13 protein-coding genes and 1 riboswitch are annotated in these 18,923 nt (G+C 63.0%); of the genes, 6 read left to right on the forward strand and 7 right to left on the reverse strand.

Translation table 11 applies throughout. The features are described 5' to 3' along the window. Window positions 1-337 precede the first annotated feature (337 nt). Together JAO85_RS04210 and JAO85_RS04215 are read right to left on the reverse strand one after the other, a co-directional pair. The gene (locus JAO85_RS04210; protein WP_043006410.1) at window positions 338-1,996 is read right to left on the reverse strand and encodes an L-lactate permease; all 1,659 of its coding nucleotides are present in this window, start codon (window positions 1,994-1,996) and stop codon (window positions 338-340) included. Next, window positions 1,974-2,162 (reverse strand): hypothetical protein, encoded by a 189-nt coding sequence (locus tag JAO85_RS04215; protein WP_131361368.1) that lies wholly within the window; start codon window positions 2,160-2,162, stop codon window positions 1,974-1,976. Before JAO85_RS04215 ends, JAO85_RS04210 begins: the two co-directional genes overlap by 23 nt. Before the next feature lie 32 nt (window positions 2,163-2,194). Here JAO85_RS04215 and JAO85_RS04220 point away from each other — a divergent pair, with 32 nt between their 5' ends. Continuing rightward, window positions 2,195-3,373: an alpha-hydroxy acid oxidase gene (locus JAO85_RS04220; protein ID WP_012837245.1), complete on the forward strand. Its 1,179-nt coding sequence runs from the start codon at window positions 2,195-2,197 to the stop codon at window positions 3,371-3,373. Window positions 3,374-3,449: 76 nt separating this feature from the next. On the opposite strand, the gene nhaA is transcribed toward JAO85_RS04220, so the two are convergent. Beyond that, the gene (gene nhaA, locus JAO85_RS04225) at window positions 3,450-4,838 is read right to left on the reverse strand and encodes a Na+/H+ antiporter NhaA (protein WP_202787572.1); all 1,389 of its coding nucleotides are present in this window, start codon (window positions 4,836-4,838) and stop codon (window positions 3,450-3,452) included. A 350-nt stretch (window positions 4,839-5,188) separates the two neighbouring features. On the opposite strand from nhaA, the gene JAO85_RS04230 reads away from it, so the two are divergent. After that, window positions 5,189-6,121: a DMT family transporter gene (locus tag JAO85_RS04230; protein WP_012837247.1), complete on the forward strand. Its 933-nt coding sequence runs from the start codon at window positions 5,189-5,191 to the stop codon at window positions 6,119-6,121. 162 nt (window positions 6,122-6,283) lie between these two features. On the opposite strand, the gene JAO85_RS04235 is transcribed toward JAO85_RS04230, so the two are convergent. Next, window positions 6,284-7,714: an amino acid permease gene (locus tag JAO85_RS04235; protein WP_202787573.1), complete on the reverse strand. Its 1,431-nt coding sequence runs from the start codon at window positions 7,712-7,714 to the stop codon at window positions 6,284-6,286. Between the two features lie 100 nt (window positions 7,715-7,814). Further along, entirely contained in the window at window positions 7,815-9,083 is a 1,269-nt protein-coding gene (locus tag JAO85_RS04240) for a D-amino acid dehydrogenase (protein ID WP_202787574.1), read from the reverse strand. A 171-nt stretch (window positions 9,084-9,254) separates the two neighbouring features. Further along, window positions 9,255-9,354, reverse strand: a riboswitch (glycine riboswitch). Between the two features lie 543 nt (window positions 9,355-9,897). Here JAO85_RS04240 and JAO85_RS04245 point away from each other — a divergent pair. From JAO85_RS04245 to JAO85_RS04260, 4 genes are all read left to right on the forward strand, one after another. After that, the gene (locus tag JAO85_RS04245; RefSeq protein ID WP_237734717.1) at window positions 9,898-11,418 is read left to right on the forward strand and encodes an amino acid permease; all 1,521 of its coding nucleotides are present in this window, start codon (window positions 9,898-9,900) and stop codon (window positions 11,416-11,418) included. A gap of 199 nt (window positions 11,419-11,617) precedes the next feature. Further along, window positions 11,618-12,835, forward strand: coding sequence for a DNA polymerase IV (dinB, locus tag JAO85_RS04250; protein WP_237734733.1), 1,218 nt, complete (start codon window positions 11,618-11,620; stop codon window positions 12,833-12,835). Window positions 12,836-12,972: 137 nt separating this feature from the next. Continuing rightward, entirely contained in the window at window positions 12,973-14,529 is a 1,557-nt protein-coding gene (locus JAO85_RS04255; RefSeq protein WP_039051166.1) for a PAS domain-containing methyl-accepting chemotaxis protein, read from the forward strand. A gap of 74 nt (window positions 14,530-14,603) precedes the next feature. Further along, window positions 14,604-16,964: a hypothetical protein gene (locus tag JAO85_RS04260; protein ID WP_202787575.1), complete on the forward strand. Its 2,361-nt coding sequence runs from the start codon at window positions 14,604-14,606 to the stop codon at window positions 16,962-16,964. A gap of 97 nt (window positions 16,965-17,061) precedes the next feature. Here JAO85_RS04260 and queF read toward each other — a convergent pair whose 3' ends face one another. Next, window positions 17,062-17,907, reverse strand: coding sequence for an NADPH-dependent 7-cyano-7-deazaguanine reductase QueF (queF, locus tag JAO85_RS04265; protein WP_012837253.1), 846 nt, complete (start codon window positions 17,905-17,907; stop codon window positions 17,062-17,064). A gap of 74 nt (window positions 17,908-17,981) precedes the next feature. After that, window positions 17,982-18,881, reverse strand: a complete 900-nt coding sequence (locus JAO85_RS04270; RefSeq protein WP_202787576.1) for a 2OG-Fe(II) oxygenase — start codon at window positions 18,879-18,881, stop codon at window positions 17,982-17,984. Window positions 18,882-18,923 lie beyond the last annotated feature (42 nt).

Below are 18,923 nucleotides of genomic sequence, written 5' to 3' on the forward strand. Positions count from 1 at the left end.
GTCTACTAAATTGGTATTACCAATATGCAACGGTTTCGGGTCGGATGGATTATAGAAATGGGGTTTTATTCTTAAATTAGTGGTTTTCCCTTGATTTCTGGAATTAATTGGTAATACCAATATGAAGATTGGTATTCCACCGATCCTTCTCAGAGAGCGCAAAAAAGCCGCAGGCCCGAAGGCGCTGCGGCTGCTGGAGTGCCCACTTGATGGGCTGAAAAAGGGGGGAGGCGGGAAATCGCCTCAGCCCCTGCCGGAGATACCGAGCGGCCTGGATGGCCTGCTCGGATTCCCCCGGGATGCTCCGTCGAGGCGAGCCGCGAAGCGGCTCGGGGACTCAGTTCACCATCAGCTTGAACGGCCAGACATAGGCCTGCATGGTGACGAACAGGCCCATCAGGCAGGCCAGGGCGATCGAGTGGAAGAACACATAGCGCAGGATGTCGCCCTCGCGGTTGAACCAGCGTGTGGCGGTCGAAGCCACGACAATGGATTGCGCATCGATCATCTTGCCCATCACGCCGCCCGAGCTGTTGGCGGCACCCATGAGGTTGGGCGACAGGCCCAGCTGGTCGGCGGCGACCTTCTGCATGCCGCCAAACAGCACGTTGGACGCCGTGTCCGAGCCCGTGAGCGCCACGCCCAGCCAGCCCATCAGCGTGCCGAAGAAGGGGTAGAACACGCCGGTATTGGCAAAGGCCAGGCCCAGGGTGGTATCGGTGCCGGAGTAGCGTGTCAGCGTGCCCAGAGCCAGCATCAGCACGATGGTCAGCAGCGAGTAGCGCACCAGCCAGGTGGTCTTGAAGAAGGTGCGCACGATGGTGACCGGGTTGTACTTCATGACGAAGGCGCTGACGATGGCCGACAGCAGAATGGCGGTTCCCGTGGCCGACAGCAGGTTCAGCGTGTAGACCGCGCCTTCCTTGGTCGGCTGGGGCACCACGGGCGGCATTTTCTCGATCAGATTGTGCAGGCCCGTCATGGGGAAGGCGGGGGCAAACAGGCTGTTGAGCCAGGCCTTGACCGGCGGCAGACCCCAGATGAAGACAAACACAGAGAGAATGATCCAGGGCGTCCAGGCGGCGATCAGCTCGCTCTTGCTGTGCTTGGCCACGGGCTGGGGCGGCTTGACTTCGGAGGCGCTGACATCCTTGCCGCGCAGCGAGGCCGAGGTCCAGATCTTCTTGGGCTGCCAGACGCGCAGGAAAAGGATCAGGCTGGCCATGGAAACAATGGCCGCGATGATGTCCACCAGCTCGGGTCCGATGAAATTGGAGACCAGATACTGAGGAATCGCAAACGACAGGCCGGTGACCAGAATCGCGGGCCAGATCTCCATCATTCCCTTGCGACCGGCGAAGGCCCAGATCAGCCAGAACGGCACCAGCACCGAGAAGAAGGGCAGTTGGCGGCCGATCATGGCGGTCACTTCCATCAGGTCGTAGCCATGGACCTTGGCCAGCGTGATGACGGGAGTGCCCAGGGCGCCAAAGGCCACGGGAGCGGTATTGGCGATCAGCGACAGACCGGATGCCGCCAGCGGCGAAAAGCCCAGGCCGATCAGGATGGCGGCGGTCACGGCCACGGGCGTGCCGAAGCCGGCAGCGCCTTCGAAAAAGGCGCCGAAGGAGAAGGCAATCAGCAGCAGCTGGATGCGGCGGTCTTCGGTGATGCCCGAAAGCGAGTCCTGCAGCACCTTGAAGCTGCCGTTCTGCTCGGTCAGCTGGTGCAGGAAGATGATGTTCAGCACAATCCAGCCAATGGGCAGCAGGCCGGTGAAGCCGCCGAACAAGGCTGCGCGCCCCGCCATTTCGCCGGGCATGTTGTAGACAAAGACTGCAATCAGCAGCGCTGCAATCAGCCCCGCTCCTGCGGCCAGGTGGGCCTTCATGTGCAGAAAACCAAGGCCCACCAGCATCACCACGACCGGAATGGCCGCCAGCAATGTGGATAGCCACATATTCGATAGAGGGTCATAGACCTGTTGCCAAACCATCTCTGTTGTCTCCTGTTTGTTGTGGTGACAAGGATGGTGGCTGTGCGAATAGGCTTGCATACCTAGCATTAGCCCTTGATTTTCCCTCGCTGAAGAAAATTTCAAAACCGGCATAAATCACTTCAAACCATAGTGAACTGCCGATGACGGCGATGAGGGCTACCATCGAGTTCAACTCCAATTACAAGGCTAGAAGTCGTGAGCGATCTTTCCAAAATCACCTGTATCGAAGACCTGCGTGTGGTGGCCAAGCGTCGTGTGCCGCGTATGTTCTATGACTACGCCGATTCGGGCTCTTACACCCAGGGCACGTATCGGGCCAACGAAGACGAGTTCCAGTCAATCAAGCTGCGTCAGCGTGTGGCCGTGAACATGGAAGGGCGCAGCACGCGCACCACCATGATCGGCGAGGAAGTCGCCATGCCGGTAGCGATTGCACCCACGGGCCTGACCGGCATGCAGCATGCCGATGGCGAGATTCTTGGAGCCAAGGCCGCCAAGGCCTTTGGCGTGCCGTTCACGCTGTCCACCATGAGCATCTGCTCGCTGGAGGACATAGCCGAGCACACCGATCGCCATCCGTTCTGGTTCCAGCTCTATGTGATGCGCGACAAGGCCTTCATGGAGCGCCTGATCAATCGCGCCAAGGCAGCCAACTGCTCGGCGCTGGTGGTGACGCTGGACCTGCAGATCCTGGGTCAGCGCCACAAGGACATCAAGAACGGCCTGTCCACCCCGCCCAAGCCCACGCTGGCAAACCTCATCAATCTCGCGACCAAGCCGCACTGGTGCCTTGGAATGCTGGGTACCAAGCGCCGCAGCTTCGGCAATATCGTCGGCCATGTGGATGGTGTGGGCGATGTGTCCTCGCTGTCGTCCTGGACGGCAGATCAGTTCGATCCGTCACTGAACTGGAGCGATGTGGAATGGATCAAGAAGCTCTGGGGCGGCAAGATCATTCTCAAGGGCGTGATGGATGCCGAAGATGCGCGTCTGGCCGCGCAAAGCGGTGCTGACGCGCTGGTGGTCAGCAACCATGGCGGCCGTCAGCTCGATGGTGCGCCTTCTTCGATTGCAGCCTTGCCATCGATTGCAGAGGCTGCGGGCAAGGATATCGAGGTCTGGATGGATGGCGGCATTCGCAGCGGTCAGGACGTGCTCAAGGCCCGCGCACTGGGTGCGCAAGGCACGATGATAGGTCGCAGCTTCCTCTACGGTCTGGGCGCTTATGGTCAGGCCGGCGTGAGCAAGGCGCTGCAGATCATCCACAAGGAGCTGGACACCACCATGGCCTTCTGCGGGCACACCAATATCAACCAGGTCGGCAAAGAAATTCTGTTGCCCGGCACTTACCCGAAACCTTTCGATCAGAGCTGATCGTTCTGCGGCATGAAAAAAGGTCAGTCCTTTGCAGGGCTGACCTTTTTGATTTTCCGGCGGTGTGTCGTGGCGTTCAGGGCTGCTCGAAACGCTTGCGCATGGCAAAGCCATAGCCCAGCCCCAGCAAGGCTGCCATGGCCGAGCCGGCCAGAATGCCCAGCTTGGCCGCGCCCAGCAGGGAAGCATCCGTAAAGGCCAGGCCGCCGACAAAGATGGACATGGTAAAGCCTATGCCGGCCAGCAGGCCCACCAGCAGCACGCCGCGCCAGTTCAGGCCCTCGGGCAGGCTGCACAGCCCGCTCTTGACGGCCAGCCAGGTGCAGATGAAGACCCCCAGGGGCTTGCCCAGCACCAGGGCCACCAGCACGGCCATGGCCGTGGTCTGCGGTGCGGCAGCGCTCAGGTCTATGCCCGAGAACTGCACGCCGGCATTGGCCAGCGCAAAAATGGGCATGATGCAAAAAGCCACCCATGGATGAAGAATCATGGGCAGGCGCAGAGCAGGCGGCAGCAGGTCGCGCTGTGCGAGCTGGGCAATGCGCAACTCCTGCAGCAGGTGCTGCGGATCGGGGCGGCCGCTCAGCATCTGCTCACCGGCCTTGCGCATGGCCGTCTGTGCCGTGATCAGCAGTGGCATGGAGGCGGGACGTACAAACACAGGCGTCATCAGACCCAGCACCACACCTGCCAGAGTGGGATGAGCGCCGGTCTTGAGCAGACCGAACCAGAGAATGGCTCCGGGCAGCACATACAGGGGCGCGGCGGCAATGCCCATGCGGTTGAACAGTAGCACCAGCAGCACGCCGGCTGCGGCCACCACAAAGCCCATGGCCTGCAGGCCGCCGGAGTAGAAGAAGGCGATGATGAGCACGGCCACGATGTCGTCGATGATGGCCAGGGCCAGCAGGAAGATACGCAGTGCACCCGGGATATTGCGGCCCAGCAAGGCCAGCACGCCCACGGCAAACGCGATGTCGGTCGCCGTCGGAATTGCCCAGCCGTTGAGCAGCGTCCTGTCGTTGCCCGCTAGGGCCACGTAGATGAGTGCGGGCACGGCCACGCCGCCGATGGCAGCGATCAGCGGCAGACTGGCCTGGCGCAGGCTGGCCAGCGCGCCGTTGTGCAGCTCGCGCCGGATCTCCATGCCCACGACCAGAAAGAACACCGTCATCAGCACATCGTTGACGATGAAATGCAGATCGGTGCTGAAGCTCCATGGGCCAAGCGTCAGCGCGGCGGGGGCATGCCACAGTGCAAAGTAGCTTGGCGCCGCAGCGGAGTTGGCCCAGATCAGGGCTGCCGCAGCGGCCAGCATGAGCACCATGCCGGCAAAGGATTCGATATGCAGCAGGTGCGAGATTTGTGCCTGCACGCGCTCGGTCGCGGATTGCAGCGCGGGAACACGGGGTGAATTTTGGGATGCAAAAGGCGCAGGGGCCTGCACAAGTGTTTGTGGGTCCATGTGTCGGTAGGTGTCTGAAGTCGTACGCTGAAGGCGTGCGGTACCTGAGGCAATGCCTGCTGGTGCCGTCTGCACTGCAAACGACTGGTGCGCTGGCGGCCCGACCTGCGCATGAACATTCACCTGCCATCGCCACCTCGTGCGGCGGGCACCCAGCTGAAATTGTAGCTAAAGACGCAGCAATGGTCTGGATTTGAGGTTATTTTGCCGGGGTGGAGGCTTCGTCATCAGAACGGAAGCCGTTCGCGCTTCACGTCGCCTTGGCTTGAGCGGGTGGACTGCACGAATCGCGTCAGCACCGTCCGGCAGCCGGCGCTATGCTGGCGCGCTAACAGAAAAGAAAGCGTCTCATGCCGGGCATAGGAATGGAATATTTGTGGGTGGGGGTGGTGCTGTTTGCGGCGGCTGCGCAGACGGTGCGCAACACGGCCCAGCGCTCGCTGACGGCGCAGGTCGGCACCTTGCCCGCCACGCTGGTGCGCTTTCTCTATGGCCTGCCGTTTGCTGCGATCTATCTGCTGGCGCTGTACAGTCTGGGCGATCCGTCCCAGGTGCTGCCGAAGTTCAGTGCCGCGTATCTGGGCTGGATCGCGCTTGGTGCCTTCTTTCAGGTTGCGGCCACGGCTGCCTTGCTCATGGCCATGAAGGAGCGCAATTTTGCCGTGGCGGTCACGCTGTCCAAGACCGAGGTTCTGCAGGTGGCCCTGTTTGCCGCCATGTTCCTGCATGAGCTGCCGAGCCGGCTGGCGCTGCTGGCCATGGTGCTTGCCACCGTCGGCGTGCTGATGCTGTCGCTGCCGCCGCGCGGGCAGCTGTTCACGCTCTCGGCCTGGACCAGCAAATCTTCGGTCTACGGGCTGATCTGCGGCGCCTGTTTTGCGCTGGCCACCGTGGGCTTTCGCGGTGGCGCGGTCGAGATCGCAACACTGGGCGTGAGCTCGCCCTGGTTGTCGGGGGCCTGGGGCGTGCTGATCGCGCAGACCATGCAGTCCGTCGTCATGAGCGCCTGGATTGCCAGAACCCATGAACAGGGCCTACGCCCCATCTTCAAGGCCTGGCGCATCTCGCTGCTGGCCGGCAGCATGGGCGCTGCGGCCTCGCTGGCCTGGTTCACCGCCTATGCCATGCAGGGGGCGGCCGCCGTGCGCACCCTGGGCATGGTGGAGGTGGTGTTCAGCTATATCGTCTCGCGCAAGGTGTTCAGCGAGAAGCTGTCGCTGACCGAAAAGCTGGGCATGGCGCTGATGATGCTGGGCCTGGTGCTGATCTGTCTGCAGCTCTGATTTCAAGAGCTTCCTGCGCTTGTTTCGTCTCATTTTCAAAGCTAAAAGCCCTTGAAATGAACTATGAAAAAGCGCAAGAAGCTTCTGAATCAATAGCGTGCTGCCGCGGCTGTCGCTGTCTCAGCTGCAGCCAGGGCATCGACAGCGCGGCTGTGCTGCGCCTCAGGCGGCTTGCTGTTGCGCTTGCGCCAGGCGTTGGCGCTGCTCGGGCTTGACCGCATAGAGCCGGTAGCCGATCGTCAGCAGCGCAAACCACAGGGGCGCGATATAGAGCGCCACGCGGGTGCTGGCATCCAGCGACAGGCAGACCAGCACCACGGCCAGAAAGGCCAGCACAAACCAGTTGGTGAACGGCGCGCCGGGCATGCGGTAGGCCACGGCTGCGGCATGACCCAGGCTGACGGCGCGGCGATAGCGCAGATGGGAGAAGACGATGATGCCCCAGGTCCAGACGGCGCCTATGGTGGCAATGCTGGTCACGTAGATGAAGGCTTCCTCGGGCACCAGATAGTTCAGCACCACGCCGACCAGCATGAAGGCTGCAGAGATCAAAATGCCGGCGGCCGGCACATGGCGTGAATTGACCTTGCCCAGCCTGGCGGGCGCCTGTTTGAATTGCGCCAGCGTATAGAGCATGCGGCCCGTGCTGAAGATGCCGCTGTTGCACGAAGAGGCTGCGGCGGTGATGACCACGAAGTTGATGATGCCGGCAGCGGCGGGAATGCCCAGCTTGTCGAAGACATGGACGAAGGGGCTCATGTCGGGGCTGAGTTCGTTCCAGGGCACCAGCGACATGATGACGATCAGGGCGCCGATATAGAAGATCAGAATGCGGTAGACGATGCTGTTGGTGGCGCGAGGCAGCACTTTCTCGGGCGACTCGGCCTCGCCGGCCGTCACGCCGATCAGCTCCACGCCGGTATAGGCAAAGCAGGCGATCTGCAAGGTGAAGACCACGCCCACCATGCCCACGGGCGCAAAGCCGCCGTGCGACCAGAGATTGGCGAAGCTTGCCGTCTGGCCCAGCGGTCCCCAGCCCGTGGTGATGATGGCCACACCCAGCACCAGCGTGGCAACAATGGTCACGACCTTGATCAGCGCGAACCAGAATTCCAGCTCGCCGAAGACCTTGACCGCAATCAGATTCACGCCCAGCAGCACGGCCAGGGTGGCGAGCGCCGGAACCCATTGCGGAATGGCCGGAAACCAGTAGTGGGTGTAGATGCCTATGGCCGTGAGCTCGGCCATGCCCGTCACCACCCAGGTGAACCAGTAGGTCCAGCCGGTGACGAATCCGGCCCAGGGGCTGACATAGGTTTCGGCATAGGTAGCAAAAGAGCCGGCCACCGGGCGGTGCACCAGCAACTCGCCCAGTGCCCGCATGATGAAGAAGATGGCCAGCCCCGCGATGGCGTAGCTGACCAGCAGCAGCGGCCCGGCCTTGTGGATTGCCTTGGCCGAGCCCAGGAACAGGCCCACGCCAATGGCACCGCCCAGGGCGATCAGCTGGATGTGCCGGTCCTTGAGGCCGCGCTCCAGCTCCCCTGTCTGCTGCAGCGACTCCCCGGCTGCGCTTGGATGATTTCGACTCATGTTGTATGTCTCCGTTTTGCCATTCACACGGCAACAGCTGCCCCTCACGGGGCGCTGCGGCTGCCGTGTCTGGCTTGTTGATGAGGTTTTCAGGTCGTGGTCAGGCGCTGGCGGTGCTTAGCGTGGCCGGTCGGGGCTGTCTGCTGGCGCTGCCCATGGACTGCAGCACGAGGTCGCCGACCATGTCGGCGGTGACGGCCGACAAGGTCCAGCCCAGATGGCCGTGGCCGGTGTTGTAGAACACGCAGGGCTTGTTGCCAGGGCCCACGCGCGGCAGCATGTCCGGCATCATGGGGCGCAGGCCCGCCCAGGGAACGACGCTGCGCGTGCTGACACCGGGGAAGCACTGCTGAACCCATTCGATGAGCGGGCGGATGCGGTCGGCGCGGATGTCCTTGTTGAAGCCGTTGAACTCCGCCGTACCGGCAACTCGGAAGCGATCGTCGCCGAGGCGGCTGGTGACCAGCTTGGTCTCGTCGTCCAGCAGACTCACCACGGGGGCTGCGGCGCGGCTGGCTTCGTCCGGCAGATTGACCGTGATGGAATAGCCCTTGACCGGGTAGATGTTGACGCTGTCGCCGAGCTGGGCGGCCAGGGCGCGGCTGGCCGTGCCTGCGCAGACCACCATGGCGTCGAAAGTCGAGGTCTCGGTTTCCAGGCCCTGGCGCACGGTCACGCTGGCCTGCTTGCCATTGCTGTTCACCGACACGATTTCCTGGCCGTAGCGGCATTGCACGCCCAGTCGCTCGCAGGCGGCGGCAAGGCCGCTGGTGAACTTGTGGATGTCGCCCGTGGAGTCGCTCTCGGTGAAGTAGCCGCCATAGAAGGTTCCGGACAGGGTCGGCTCTATGGAGCGCATCTCCTGCGGTGTCACGGCGCGGCGCTCCAGACCGCCTTTGGCCAGCAACCGGGAAACCTTGCCCGCATGCTCAAAGCCTGCTCGGTCGCGGTAGATATGCAAGATGCCTTTTTGCTTCAGATCGAAGTCAATGCCTTCGCTGGCCGCCCAGTCAAACAGGTGCTCGCGTGCCGCAATCGCCAGCCAGGCGGTCTCCACGGTGTTTTTCTCGTAATGGGGGATGGCAGCGAGAAACTGGCAGAACCAGGAAATCTTGTGCCAGCTGGGCCTGGGGTTGAGCAGCAGCGGAGCATCGCTCTTGAGCATCCACTTGAGGCCCTTGACGATGGTGGACCAATGGGTCCAGACCTCGGCGTTCGAGGCCGAGAGCTGGCCGCCATTGGCGAACGAGGTTTCCATGGCGGCATAGCGCTGCTTCTCGAACAGGGTGACGGAAAATCCGCGGCGTGCGAGGGCGTAGGCGGTGGTCACGCCCGTGATGCCACCGCCGATGACGGCGATTGTCTTCATGATTCAGATTCCAGAAACGTCAAGGGTGGAGCCCGTGCGCAACATGCGCAGCGAACGCCCCCTCTGTTCTGGACCTGAGAGATTCACGAGGCAGGGCCTTGCGGCGCTGCTCGCTTGCTCCTTCGGTATGCCCGGCGGACGATGACGTCCGGACATTCTTCAGAGTGTGTGAAAGCGATGCCGATCCTTTGGCCTGAGAGTTTCCGGGGCGGTTGCTCCTTCGGCGCTGCATGCGCCAAGTTTGCGCTGCAGTCTCTCTCGGCATCACCGGGCTGAGAGCCTGTGGGCAAATGTAGGAAGAACGGCGGCGCCTGGATATACGGGTTTTCTAGACTTCTGCGCCAGGGCCCAGCCATGGCTGCTCATGTCGGGTCCATGCTATTTGATAGCGCCTGCCGCTTATCCCTCAAGGGAATATTGATTATTTATCTATGAAAATGAATTTATTAAAGCGCAGTGCGCTTCTAAATTCATAGCGATAGACGCTGTCAAGTGCCGCCGAGCAGCCCCAGAGTCAGCCCCTGCATTGGCATGGCGGGTCATGGTCGGCGGTGGATTTGGGCAAAATATCGTCTTTGCCTGTCAATGGGCCCGGCGATATCACCGCTTTGCCATTGAAGCACCCGACTGGGGTGGCTGCCGATTCAGGATGCAACTGGCCTATCCGCCATGGCGTTCTGCTGTCATGGCTTCGTTCCTTTGTCCTTGTTGCCCGCGACCGTCATGGTCGCCTTTTTGCGTTGCCTGTCGCAGCGCCTGCGGGATGGTTGGGTGTTTTGTCCGGATGGGCGCAAACCATTACAACAAGACATTTATGTCCCAACCCAACTCAAGCCAGCAGCTCGCGCCGACTGGTGATGGTGACGATAACCAGCCCCGCTTGCACCGGGTGCTCAAGCAGCGCCACCTGAGCATGATTGCCATTGGCGGCGCCATCGGAACGGGCCTGTTCGTGGCCTCCGGCTCGGCCATCGTCCAAATCGGCCCTGGTGGTGCCGTGCTCACCTATCTGCTCATCGGCATCATGGTGTACTACATCATGACCAGCCTGGGCGAGCTGGCTGCCTTCATGCCTGTGGCCGGCTCTTTCTCTACCTATGCCTCGCGCTATGTGGATCGAGGCTTCGGCTTTGCGCTGGGCTGGAACTTCTGGTTCAGCTGGGCCGTGGTGGTGGCGGTGGACCTGGTGGCCTCGCAACTGGTCATGGCCTACTGGTTTCCCGATGTGCCCGGCATCGTCTGGAGCGGCCTGTTCCTGCTGCTGATGGTGGGGCTGAACGCGTTTTCCGCGCGCGGCTTTGCCGAGGCCGAGTACTGGTTCGCGCTGATCAAGGTGCTGGCCGTGGTGGCCTTTCTGATCACCGGCGTGCTGATTCTGTTCGGCATCATCAGCAACGGCCATGTACCCGGCTTCGAGAACTGGACCACGGGCGATGCGCCATTCGTCGGCAATTTCGCGACCTTTGTGGGCGTGGCCATGATCGTGGCCTATTCCTTCCAGGGCACGGAGCTGGTGGGCGTGGCGGCGGGCGAATCCGAGAATCCGCGCGAGAACGTGCCGCGCGCGATTCGCCAAGTGTTCTGGCGCATTCTGCTGTTCTATGTGCTGGCCATTGTCGTCATCGGCTTTCTGATTCCCTATACCGATCCGCAGCTGCTGCGCACCGATGTGGCCGATATCGCCGTGAGCCCGTTCACGCTGGTGTTCCAGCACGCGGGCCTGCTGTCGGCGGCCACGGTGATGAATGCGGTGATCCTGACCTCAGTGCTGTCGGCCGGCAACTCGGGCATGTATGCGGCCACGCGCATGCTCTACAACATGGCAACCGAGGGCAATGCGCCGCGCATCTTCTCCCGGCTGACCCAGAACGGCGTGCCGCTGGTGGCCTTGATCGGCAGCACGCTGGTCGCCAGCCTGTGCCTGTTTTCCTCGCTCTACAGCCCGCAGGCCGTCTATATCTGGCTGCTGAACCTGGCCGGCATGACGGAGTTCATCGTCTGGCTGGGCATTGCCGTCAGCCACTACCGCTTCCGTCGCGGCTATGTCATGCATGGTCATGATGTGGGCCTGCTGCCCTACAAGGCCGGCGCCTTCCCCTTCGGTCCCATCTTTGCCTTTGTGCTGTGTCTGGTAGTGACGCTGGGCCAGAACTATCAGGCCTTCCTGGAAGATCGCATCGATTGGGGCGGCGTGGTGTCGACCTATCTGGGCATTCCGCTGTTCCTGCTGTTCTGGCTGGGTTACTGGCTGGTCAAGCGCAAGACCTGGGTCAGCTATGCCGATATGCGTTTTGACGAGCTCGAAGACATCAAGCAGGGCAAGGTTTCGTCCTGAGGCTGTTTGAGCCTTCCCCTTCTCTGTTCGGAAGGGGATGGCAGCAGGTCCGGGGGCTGGCGCTGCTTGCCGTTTCCCTGTGTCTGTGTGCCTGTTTGGCGCATGGCTGCCGTCTCTTGCCAGCCCAGGCAAAATCGGTGCTGTGAGCGATCTTCCCACCAGCCCCGATTCCAGGCCCAGGCGCATCGCGCATCTGGACATGGATGCGTTCTACGCCTCCGTGGAGCTGCTGCGCTACCCGCAGCTCAAGGGGCTGCCGGTGGTAATCGGTGGCGGGCGGCGCAGCTTTGACGAAGAGCTGCTGGCGCGCCATGCGGGGCGGCCGCTGTCCGAGATCCCGGTGGCGGACTTTCCGCTGCTGCGCGATTACACGGGGCGCGGCGTGATCACCACGGCTACCTATCCGGCACGGCAGTTCGGTGTGGGCTCGGCCATGGGCATGATGAAGGCCGCCAGGCTGTGCCCGCAGGCGATTCTTCTGCCCGTGGACTTTGCCGAGTACAGACGCTTTTCCCGGGCCTTCAAAGAGATCATCGTGTCGATTGCTCCGCTGATGGAGAACCGCGGCGTGGACGAGGTCTACATCGACTTCACCGACGTGCCCGGCGGCCAGCGCGAAGGCGGGCGCGTGCTGGCCCGGCTGATCCAGAAATCCATCTTCGACGCCACGGGCCTGACCTGCTCGGTCGGTGTGGCGCCCAACAAGCTGCTGGCCAAGATGGCCAGCGAGTTCAACAAGCCCAACGGCATCTCCATCGTCCAGCCCGAAGATCTGCAAAGCCGGATCTGGCCGCTGGCCTGCCGCAAGGTCAACGGCATAGGGCCCAAGGCCGATGCCAAGCTCAAGAGCCTGGGCATAGAAACCATTGGTCACCTGGCCGCGCAAAGCCTGCCGCAGCTGCTGCACTGGTTTGGCAAAAGCTATGGCCATTGGCTGCACGAGTCGGCCTGGGGGCGGGACGAACGCGCCGTGGTGACCGAGAGCGAGCCGGTTTCCATGAGTCGCGAGACCACCTTCGAGCGCGATCTGCATGCCGTGCGCGACAAGGCCGAACTGGGCGCGATCTTCACGGACCTGTGCGAGCGTCTGGCCGAGGATCTGCAGCGCAAGGGCTATGTGGGGCGCACCGTGGGCATCAAGCTGCGCTATGACGATTTCAGGATCGCCACGCGGGACCAGACTTTGAACCTGCCGATACAGGATGCGGCAGCCATCCGCCTGGCCGCAGGCCAATGCCTCAAGCGCGTGCCGCTTGGCAAGCGCATCAGGCTGCTGGGGGTCAAGGTCTCGGGCCTGATTGCCGAGCAGCTCTGGCAGGCAAGTGCCGGCGATCCTGCGGCTCGCGAACTGCTGCTCAGACCTCATGGTTTGACCTCGGTCAAGCATTCGGATCCCTATACCGCATCTCTGTTCTGAGCCTGGGGGCTCGGGAATCATCACTGTGCGATGATCCAAGTGTGAATTTGTGTATCTGGTTAACCAGCTGTCGACGGGATGCCTGATCGCTCACTCTCGAACAAAAACTAAACAGGCTTATTGGAGGAGTGCAAAGCATGCGCCTGAACCTGCCGGTATCTCAACAAAACTACGACTTTCCAGGTGACGAGCTGCTGGTCTCCAGCACCAACACCAAGGGCGAGATCACGCATTGCAACCCGGCCTTTGTGCGCGTCAGCGGCTATGCCTACGAAGAGCTGATCGGCCAGCCGCACAATCTGATTCGCCACCCCGACATGCCGGCCGCTGCCTTCAAGGATATGTGGCGCACCATTGCCCATGGCTATCCCTGGACGGCACTGGTCAAGAACCGCCGCAAGAACGGCGACCACTACTGGGTGCGCGCCAATGTCACGCCCATCATGGAGGGCGGCAAGCCAAGCGGCTATCTGTCGGTGCGTACCAAGCCTTCGGCCAGGGAAGTGGCCGAAGCCGAAGCGCTGTACGCGCGCATGCGCAACGAGGAAAAGCAGGCCCAGGCCAGCTTCCGCCTGCGTGCGGGCGCGGTGCGCCGTCTGGGGCTGATGGGCTGGTGGGACGGTCGCAAGGATGTGGGCCTGGTGGCGCGCATGGCCTGGCTGCTGGCCATCATGGCCTTGATCGCCATGCTGCCCGATATGCTGGGTTGGCAGGGTGCGGCGGCCTGGGGCTGGCGTGCTGCAAGCCTGGTGGCAGGCGGCGCATTCGTGCTGTGGCGCTTTCAACGGCGCTGCGTGGCGGGACTGGAGGAAGCCAGCCGCTTTGCGGCCGATGTGGCAGCCTGCAATCTGAGCACCGAATGCAACCAGAGCTACAGCGGTGCCGTGGGGGCGCTGATGCTGAGGTTGCAGCAGATTCAGATCAATCTGCGCGCCGTGGTGGGCGATGTGCGTACCGAGGTGCAAGGCTTTGCTCAGACCGCCCATGAAATCGCCCAGAGCAGTTTCGATCTGGCAGGGCGTACCGAGTCGCAGGCCACCAGCCTGCAGCAGACTGCGGCCTCGATGGAGGAAATTTCGGGCACCGTGTCGCAGACGGCCGATACGGCACAGTTCATGGCCGGTGCCAGCGACGAGAGCAGCAAGGTGGCCAGCCGCAGCGGCGCGGCCATCAGCGAAGTGGGACTGGCCATGGAGCATATCCGCGGCTCCTCCACCCGCATGAGCGAGATCATTGGCGTGATCGAGAGCATTGCCTTCCAGACCAATCTGCTGGCGCTGAACGCGGCCGTGGAAGCGGCGCGGGCCGGCGAGCAGGGTCGCGGCTTTGCCGTGGTGGCTGGCGAGGTGCGGGCACTGGCCCAGCGCAGCGCCGAAGCGGCCAAGGAGATCAGCGTGCTCATCAACCGCACGGTCGATGGCATCAATGACGGAAATGCGCGCATGCGTGCCGCTGGTCAGACCATAGACGGCATGGTGCAGGCCGTGGACAAGGTCGGCTCCCTGGTGCACCAGATCAGCATTGCCACGCGCGAACAATCGATAGGCATCTCCCAGGTCAACGAGGCCGTGGCCCAGCTCGACTCCGTGACCCAGCAGAATGCGGCTCTGGTGGAGCAGTCGACCAGTGCTGCGCAATCGCTGCGCCTGAGTGCCAGGACACTGGAGCGTTCGGTGGACGTGTTCCATCTCTAGGCTTTTGTGGTCTTGCTCTGAAAAGGCAGCCGTGGAGCTGCCTTTTTCACATCGGCTTTCGGTAGGATTGCGCCATGAGTGTTGTGCTGACCCTGATCGCCATTGCGGCGCTGGCCCTGTGTTTGCTGATCTGGCTGATATCGCGTTTGCGCGCTGACGCCAGACCCGCGTCGTCTGCAACTGCCCAGCAGGAGGCCGAGCCGTCCGTGGCCCAGGCCGGAACGGCGTCGGAGGTTGCGGCGCAGACACTCTCCGATCAAGAGCTTGCGGCGCAGGCGGATACGGCGTCAGAGGCCAGCAGGGATGTGAATTTTCGCCCCCAGGGCGAGCGCGGCATGGGCGGTCCCATCTATGGCGATGTGCTGTGTGCGGACGGCGTTTATCTGCCCCATGTCTGGGAGATGGACATGCACACCTCCTATGACGGGCGCTGGCTGCGCACGGGCTTTTATGACAGCGAGGCCGCCCATCTGGTCGACCGCAAATCACGTCGCAGCTGGGTGATCAGCAAGCCGGAAGGCGAGCTGCTGGATGCCATCCACTGGCGCATGCCGCGCTGGAGTGGCGAGAGCATCAACGAAAGCGGCATTGCCGACGATGCCCATGTGATCATGTCCGATGCCAGCTTCGAGGCCTGGCTGGGCGAGCATATGGCTGCGCAGCCGCAGCCCCTGCTGCAGGTGGTGGATCTCTGGGTGCCGGCCGACTGCCTGCCTGCCGAAGTCGCCCGGCCCATGCCGACTCTGCCGCAACCGGCTCAGCCCACCCCGGTGCCGCCGGTGGCGCTGCAGCGCCACTGGCCGGCTTCGCTGCGCAAGCTGCGCTACCCCATGGCTCCGCTGCAGAATCCGCACTGGCAGCTGATGCTGGGTGAGGCCACCCAACCCTGGGTGCTGGACGAGAGCCACAGCATGGTCTGGCGTGCCGATGCCCGGGCCTTTGCGCTCTATGCCTACCCCACCCAGGGCGATGCCAGTCAGGCCAGCCTGCGGCTGGCCGTCTGGACCATGGAGAGAGGCTGGCAGCAATGGCCGGAGTTGATGCCCGAGGATCGCAAGCCCTGGGCTCTGGGTCTGCCGGATCTTGAGCCGCCGAGCGAGCCGCAAGCGCCAGCGGTTTTGCCGCTGAGCTGGCTCAATGAACTGCTGCTGCAGAAAGTGCAACTAGATACGCCCGAGACCGAGCGCCTGCACGATGGCACCAGCATCAGTTGCGCCATGAGCGAGGTGGATGTCTGCGCTGCCCATCAGCGCGATGGTCTGCCCATCCTCAAACCCTCGCTTCCCTTGTGTTTCGACTGGCTGCGTGATCCGGCGCAGCCCGCGCTGTGGCGCGCGCAGAGCGAGCCGCTCAAGGGGCAGCGCCTGATCTGGACCCTGTCCAAGCCCGCCCGGGAGGAGCTGGGCGAAACGGCGGCTTACAACCTGCAGTGGGGCGAACGCCATCTGCCCGGCACCTGGGCGCTGGAACATGTGATCGTGCAGGGACGCTGGGCGATTCTCATGCCGCATGGGCGTGCACCGATTCGCGGTGGCAGCGGCAGCCTGCAGGTCTGGGACGGGGAGCGCCTGCAAAGCGTGGACCTGCCCTGGCCCGTGGTGCGGCTGGCCGCTGTGCCTTCGGTCAAGGGCGGCATGGCTGCCCGCATGCGTGTGCTGGCGCTGACGGCCAGTCTGGCGGACAAGGACTGGGACCCCTCGACCGCATCCTGGCGCTGGCCTTTGCAGTCCGTATCGGCCAGCCATCTGGCCCGACCCGACTGGCGCCCGCTCTACTCCGAGCGCGAACTGACACCCGATGCGCAAGGGCGCTGGCAGCTGCTGCCGCGCTGGCGCGAGGTGAGACAGATCCAGCATCCCTGCTCCGACGGCGACTATGTCTGGCGCGACGATGTACGCGGCGACACCGTCTGGTGGTGGGGCGGCGTGAACGAGCGCGTCAACCACTATTGGCAGCATGATGAACCTCGCAAGGACGGTGTGATCATGACGCGCAGCGGTCTGGCGTTCTGCGGTGTCGGGCCCTGCGCCTGTCCCCATCCTTCAGGCGAAGGCTGGGCCTTGCTGGAGCCGGTGGAGACACGCTACGGCGAACTGGGTCAATGGCAGCTGCACTGGCTCAACCCCGTGGAAAAGGAAGTACGCACGCTGACACTCAAGGCGCGCATGCCGGTGCTGCAGGGCTGGGATGCCCAGGGCCTGCATTGGCAGGATGTGCCCTTGCCTGACGAAGCGGCGCTGCAGGGCGAGGCCAGCGCGGTTCACAAGCCCCAGTCGGAGCCCGCAGCGGCGCGTCAGCTCGTGGTGGCGCAGACCTGGCAGCGTGCTGCCGTTGAGCCTCTGCGCCAGGGCATGAACGGGCTGTGGCTGCGCATTCAGGATCTGCGCTATGCCGAGGCTTTGCTGGGACAGGATGACTGCCCATGGAAGAGTTGATTCCCTTGAGCCACTCTGCGGCTTCCCTCCGGGGGGGACGGCAGCTTTGCTGCGGGGCGGCCCTTGTTTGCTGCCCCTGATTGAGTCGGTGCTGCTGTTACTGGCGGGCGGTGCGCACATTGGCGGGCAGTGCACCCGGGTGGCTGGTTCGGAAAGGGTTGATGTCCAGGCCGCCGCGGCGTGTGTAGCGGGCGTAGACGGCCAGCTTGATGGGTTTGCAGCGGGTCCAGATGTCCATGAAGATGCGCTCCACGCACTGCTCGTGGAATTCGTTGTGGTTGCGAAAGCTCACCAGGTACTGCAGCAGACCTTCCTGCTCGATCTGCGCACCGCTGTATTGAATCTGCACGCTGCCCCAGTCGGGCTGGCCGGTGACCAGGCAGTTGCTCTTGAGCAGATTGCTGACCAGGGTTTCGTTGACGGGGGCTTCGTCGTGGTTGGCGCGCAGCAGCTCGGGAGCCGGGGTGTACCGGGTGCACTCCACATCGAGGCGGTCCAGCAGCAGGCCGTCCAGCTCATGCACTTGCTGGGCATCGAATTGCTCCGCTTCCAGCAGCCGCACGCCCACGCTGCCCTGGGCCTCGCTGCCGCGCCAGGTCGCTTCGGACAGATCGGTGCGCAGGCGCGCCAGCACCTCGCTGGCATCGGCAAAGCGGGTGTTGTTGAAGCTGTTCAGATACAGCTTGAAGGACTTGCTCTCGATCAGATTGGGCGTTTCGCAGGGGATGGTGAAATGCGCCAGCGCGACCTGGGGCTTGCCGCGCAGATTGAGCCAGGAAACTTCGAATGAAGTCCACAGATCGGCACCAAAGAACGGTGGGTTGATGGCGGCGCCGATTTCCTCGCGCTTGGTCAGGCGTGGCAGGGGAAAGAGCAGGGACGCGTCGTACTGGTCCACATAGGCCGAGCTTTTGCCCAGCTGCGATTGTTCAGGGGTGTGCATGATTCAAAAACAAAATGGCCAGCAGTAAAAAAGATAGCTGCTGGCGCTTTATGGGTAAGGGCTAGAGCCTGTTTTTACTTGAACTCTCGTTCGCGCAGCCACTTGGTGGCAATCCATTTTTCGCCCTCCAGCACGGGAGCGCCGCCGTGCAGGGTCTTGGTGGCCGGGTCGGGGCGGTTATAGCTGAAGAATACGGCATTGCCACGGCGCGGCACGACCTGCAGCCCTACATCGGGAAAGGTGGTTGAGCCGCCGCGCGCGGGCTCGTTGAGATACATGACCAGGGTTCCCACACGCTGGCCGCCACGCTTGAGTATGGTCGGCGTGCCGGGCTCGTTGGGGGCGAAGTAATCGTAATGCGGCTTGTATTCGGCGCCAGGCCTGTAGTGCAGCACCTGCATGCCCTCGCCGTTTTCCAGCGGCCAATTCAGCAGGCGTGCGATGCGCTGCTCGACAAGGCTGATGAGCTCGTTCTCGCCGCGCTGGAAGAACATGCCATTGCTGGTGCGGTCGTCGTTGACAGCCTCGCCGCCGCTCTGGTTGTCCACGGTCAGGGAGCGCCGCATGCGCGGGCGGGCAGCTGCGATGATGGCATCGCACTCCTCGTCGGAGAGCAGATTGCCGAACACCACCACGCGCGGGTGGCGCACGCTCATCAGCACATGGACATCGCGATCGCCGGCATGGACGCAGCAGGGATCGGTCAGCAGATCGGGCTCGGGAACGCCCGACTCATGGACCTGCACTGCCACTTCGGCTTCGGTCCTGGCTGCTGTGAAAGGCAGGGGCAGTTCACCCTCTTCGGGCAGGGCCAGCGCGCGGCGCGCCAGATGCTCGGCCCAGCCCGCCTTGCGCATGGACTGCAGCAGCGATGGCAGCGGCACGCCGGAGGCGCTTTGCGCGCGCACCCATTGCATCAGCTCGGGTGTCAGGCCGGGAGGTGTGACGAACTCGTCTTGGGTGGAGGTGCTCATGTCGACAATGCTAGTGTGCACTGATGCCGATTTCAATGCGCA

Origin of the sequence: Comamonas sp. NyZ500, from assembly GCF_016772095.1 — a bacterium.
GTDB classification, from domain to species: Bacteria; Pseudomonadota; Gammaproteobacteria; order Burkholderiales; family Burkholderiaceae_C; genus Comamonas; species Comamonas thiooxydans.

Excerpts from the sequence above, each read along its gene's own strand:
- JAO85_RS04245 (WP_237734717.1), top strand. The coding sequence starts at position 9,898 with ATGTCCCAACCCAACTCAAGCCAGCAGCTCGCGCCGACTGGTGATGGT.
- JAO85_RS04260 (WP_202787575.1), top strand. The coding sequence starts at position 14,604 with ATGAGTGTTGTGCTGACCCTGATCGCCATTGCGGCGCTGGCCCTGTGT.
- JAO85_RS04270 (WP_202787576.1), bottom strand. The coding sequence starts at position 18,881 with ATGAGCACCTCCACCCAAGACGAGTTCGTCACACCTCCCGGCCTGACA.
- JAO85_RS04210 (WP_043006410.1), bottom strand. The coding sequence starts at position 1,996 with ATGGTTTGGCAACAGGTCTATGACCCTCTATCGAATATGTGGCTATCC.
- JAO85_RS04230 (WP_012837247.1), top strand. The coding sequence starts at position 5,189 with ATGCCGGGCATAGGAATGGAATATTTGTGGGTGGGGGTGGTGCTGTTT.
- nhaA (WP_202787572.1), bottom strand. The coding sequence starts at position 4,838 with ATGGACCCACAAACACTTGTGCAGGCCCCTGCGCCTTTTGCATCCCAA.
- JAO85_RS04215 (WP_131361368.1), bottom strand. The coding sequence starts at position 2,162 with ATGGTAGCCCTCATCGCCGTCATCGGCAGTTCACTATGGTTTGAAGTG.
- JAO85_RS04255 (WP_039051166.1), top strand. The coding sequence starts at position 12,973 with ATGCGCCTGAACCTGCCGGTATCTCAACAAAACTACGACTTTCCAGGT.
- queF (WP_012837253.1), bottom strand. The coding sequence starts at position 17,907 with ATGCACACCCCTGAACAATCGCAGCTGGGCAAAAGCTCGGCCTATGTG.
- dinB (WP_237734733.1), top strand. The coding sequence starts at position 11,618 with ATGGATGCGTTCTACGCCTCCGTGGAGCTGCTGCGCTACCCGCAGCTC.
- JAO85_RS04235 (WP_202787573.1), bottom strand. The coding sequence starts at position 7,714 with ATGAGTCGAAATCATCCAAGCGCAGCCGGGGAGTCGCTGCAGCAGACA.
- JAO85_RS04240 (WP_202787574.1), bottom strand. The coding sequence starts at position 9,083 with ATGAAGACAATCGCCGTCATCGGCGGTGGCATCACGGGCGTGACCACC.